4 protein-coding genes and 1 pseudogene are annotated in these 3,628 nt (G+C 42.4%); 2 read left to right on the top strand and 3 right to left on the bottom strand.

Annotated features, from left to right (window positions below; translation table 11 throughout):
* Window positions 1-113, top strand: a pseudogene (locus HC752_RS25530) (IS982 family transposase); the annotation flags it as partial.
* An 810-nt stretch (window positions 114-923) separates the two neighbouring features.
* Here the strand turns inward: HC752_RS25530 and HC752_RS23775 are convergent.
* Window positions 924-1,292, bottom strand: coding sequence for a VOC family protein (locus HC752_RS23775; RefSeq protein ID WP_190337667.1), 369 nt, complete (start codon window positions 1,290-1,292; stop codon window positions 924-926).
* Window positions 1,293-1,433: 141 nt separating this feature from the next.
* Between HC752_RS23775 and HC752_RS23770 the strand changes: the two genes are divergently transcribed.
* Window positions 1,434-1,658: a hypothetical protein gene (locus tag HC752_RS23770; protein ID WP_190337666.1), complete on the top strand. Its 225-nt coding sequence runs from the start codon at window positions 1,434-1,436 to the stop codon at window positions 1,656-1,658.
* Between the two features lie 224 nt (window positions 1,659-1,882).
* On the opposite strand, the gene HC752_RS23765 is transcribed toward HC752_RS23770, so the two are convergent.
* Together HC752_RS23765 and HC752_RS24930 are read right to left on the bottom strand one after the other, a co-directional pair.
* A complete protein-coding gene (locus HC752_RS23765) occupies window positions 1,883-2,299 on the bottom strand; it encodes a hypothetical protein (protein WP_190337665.1) in 417 nt (138 codons plus the stop codon).
* Between the two features lie 986 nt (window positions 2,300-3,285).
* Window positions 3,286-3,628: hypothetical protein (locus HC752_RS24930; protein WP_238930619.1), on the bottom strand; the 343-nt coding region annotated here is incomplete at its 5' end.

The raw sequence follows: 3,628 nt of genomic DNA, 5'->3' as shown, positions 1-3,628 counted from the left end.
TGAATCTATTGGGAGGATTGATAGCCTATTGCCTGAAAGATGAGAAGCCCCACTTAGATCTAACAGCTCAAGAGCTTGAGCTGTTAGAAAGTAATGGCATCACGACGGCTTAACCAGATCTGAGGTTAATTGGTTTTAAAAGCTTACAGCAACTTGGTTTGCTGAGAACTTTCCACCATAGATATGGTTGAGGAATCGAACTCGAAAACACTGAAGCCAGCAACTTTCGAGAACCTGACAACCCTTGAATCATCAAAGCGCTATAACGCCGCGTTAAGTGGTGAGTAACGCTACCACCCTACCTAAAGCATTGTGACATAAACACTTAACTCAAAGTAAGTCGAAAACGCCTAGCGTTGGGAATCAGTCTTGAACGCTTTGTTATGTAAATTCAGCCACATAAGCCCAAGTTACCACGAAAAACCAAGCCTGTACGACCGAAGAAATAGCCAAAACCAAAGAACCCAACAGTGTTCACGAATTTGCAGAGCCAGCAATGTTACAGACCAAGCTTCAACAAGCGAAAAATAGTGATGACCAGCGACCAAAAATGCTTTTGAATCTGGGAAGCCGAACGAAAGAAACCATCAGCAAATGGAGACTTTCGTTAACCTTGCCCTTTCCGCACTTTAAGCCCGCAAAACTAACCACGAACCAACACTGAAACTGAATGAGGAAACTCACGAACCTTGGCATGTTTTACGGCTAATTTGGCAAAGAATCAGGACAGAAAGAGCTGAATTTGACGAGGATGAAAATCGATGGGTAGAGAGAACGAATAAACAGAATAATACCGATTTTACCCGCTTTACATAACGCCTTGTTAACGGGCAAAAAACTAGTGTGCCATACTTTGTAGCGAAGCGAAAAATGGCATACGTTTTTTGTCCCTGTTGAACAATTTGTTATATGCGCACTCGAAGCTACATTGAAACTGCTTCGATTTTGTTTCCGTCTAAGTCACGTACGAATGCTGCGTAGTAAGTTTCACCATACTCTGGTCTAAATCCTGGCTTACCTGCACATGAACCACCTAACTCAATGGCTGTAGCATAGAACTGGTCAACAGCTTCTTTTGAAGGCGCATTAAAAGCAATATGAGCACCATTACTTGATGTAGCTTTTCCTTCACAGGGACTTCCGACCCAAAATTCAAAGCTCTCACCATAAGCAGCTGCGATATTTTCTATATAGTGGGCACGCTTAATAGACAACGTAGAAAGAACTGAGTCATAGAAACCAACAGCTTTTGCGACATCAGAAGCGCCAACTGAGATGTGATTTAGAATCATTTTTAAGTCCTTTTATTGTTTGAAACTTGAAAGCATATAACGCCCGCTTAAGCTGCTGACAACGCTATACAAAAGCTACCGCATTACGCCTTAAACACAATTATCACTACAAACCTAAAATGCCACGCGTTGGCAGTCCGCTTGAAGCGTTTGTTAGAGCGTAACGAGTACACAAACTCACTTGGCAAAGAAGCACTTAGCTTGCATTCAATGGACGACATCTTAGCCAAAGTGAGTACCTGCAACCAGTCCACAAAGTCCAAAACACCGAACCAGTCGAAAAATTTACAAGAACGAGCCGAAAACCAAACTTCAAAATCCGGAATTTCTAATTGGCATGAAATCCCACAGCAACTTGGCTTGTAGAGAATTTCCAACCTTAGATATGGTTGAGGAATCGAACTCGAAAACACTGAAGCCAGCAACTTTCGAGAACCTGACAACCCTTGAATTATCAAAGCGCTATAACGCCCAATTAAGGGGTGAACAACGCTTCCACTCAAACTTAAAACATTGTGCCATAAACACTAAATTTGAAGTAGAAGCAAAAGTGCCAAGCGTTGTGAATCCCTCTTAAATTGCTTGTTAGTTCACTCTGCCAACAAGTGCTCCGCCAAATGTTCTGAGAACTGATATTTCTTTACATTTTTTCCATACTCGGTGACTTCAATAATCAGGCCATGCGACTCTAGAATTTTCAGTTGTTGCTCTAGCTCTTCATGCTCCTCAAGGTAGTAAGCGAGAAACTTACCTGCATGGTTGAAACTCCATGAGCGACTTAAGAGGAAAAACTCTCGATGAAACTTGAAATCAGGGTTCTTTAGATCTTGCTTCATTTCCTTTAGTAAAGGCTCGTGTTTATTCCATAAAGACTTGAAGAAAGACTTAATCTCTTTCTTCTGCTCTTTCGCTTTCCTTTGGTCAGTGTATTTATTTCCGAAATATGTACCAGCCGCACCAGTTGCTGTGCCTACGAGAAAACCAACAGCTAAACTTAAATAGTCCATTAATACTCCTGTGAACTAACGCCAGCTTAAACCGCAGACAACGCACAGACCAAGCCGCCGCATTACGCCTTAAACACCAAAATCACCGCAAACTAAAAATGCCACGCGTTGTTTGTCGGTTTGAAGCTTTTGTTAGAGCGATACAAACAAAAACTCGCTTGGCAATGAAGCATTTAGTTTGCATTCAATGAACTGCATCTTAGCCAACAAAATCCTCTGCAACCAGACCACAATACCCGAAACACCGAATCAGTCGAGAATTTAGAAAAGCGAACCAAGAGCAAAACTTCAAAATTCAGCGAATTCAATTGGTTTTAAAAACTTGCAGCAACTTGGTTTGCGCCGAGTTAACCACCTTGATGTTGGTTGAGAAATCGAACACAAAGCACTGAAGCCAGCAACTTTCGATAACCTGACAACCCTTGAATTTTCAAAGCGCTATAACGCCCGCTTAAGCCGCTGCCAACGCAACACAACGGCTACCGCATTGCGCCTTAAACACAATCATTACTGCAAACCAAAAATGCCACGCGTTGGCGGTCGGCTTGAAGCGCTTGTTAGAGCGATACAAGCAAACAGGCTTTACTTGGCAATGAAGCACTTCGCTTGCATTCAATGAACGACATTTTAGACAACAAAACCTGCTGCAACCAGACCACAGAACTTAAAACACCAACTCGGTCGAGAATTTAGAAGAACAAGCGAAAAGCGAAGCTTCAAGGTACGATGACCTCAATTGGCTTAGAAATCCCACAGCGACTTGGCTTGCGACGACTTTTCCAGCTTGATACTGGCTGACAAGTTGAACTTTCCAGCACTGAAGTTGGCTATTTTCGAGAACCTTACAACCCTCGAATTTTCAAAGCGCTATAACGCCCAATTAAGTAGCCAAAAACGTACAAATACGATTTCTGCAAGCCACCTTAATCACTAAATTTACCGCAAACTAAAAATGCCACACGTTTTTGGTCTGCTTGAATTGTTTGTTAGAGCGATACAAACAAACAGGCTTTACTTGGCAATGAAGCACTTCGCTTGCATTCAACGAAAGCCATCTTAGACAACAAAACCTGCTGCAACCAGACCACAATACCCAAAACACCGAACCAGTCGAAGAGTTTACAAGAACGAACCGAAAACCAAACTTCAAAATCCGGAATTTCCAATTGGCATGAAATCCCACAGAAACTTGGCTTGTAGAAAACTTCCCACCTTAGATATGGTTGAGGAATCGAACTCGAAAACACTGAAGCCAGCAACTTTCGAGAACCTGACAACCCTTGAATTTTCAAAGCGCTATAACGCCAGCTTAAACCGCAGACAACGCAC

The sequence above is a fragment of the Vibrio sp. S9_S30 genome, from assembly GCF_014694455.1.
Classification (GTDB): Bacteria; Pseudomonadota; Gammaproteobacteria; order Enterobacterales; family Vibrionaceae; genus Vibrio.
The sequence above is the reverse complement of the archived record's forward strand: the minus strand, read 5'-3'. Positions and strand labels throughout refer to the sequence as shown.

Excerpts from the sequence above, each read along its gene's own strand:
- HC752_RS23765 (WP_190337665.1), bottom strand. The coding sequence starts at position 2,299 with ATGGACTATTTAAGTTTAGCTGTTGGTTTTCTCGTAGGCACAGCAACT.
- HC752_RS23775 (WP_190337667.1), bottom strand. The coding sequence starts at position 1,292 with ATGATTCTAAATCACATCTCAGTTGGCGCTTCTGATGTCGCAAAAGCT.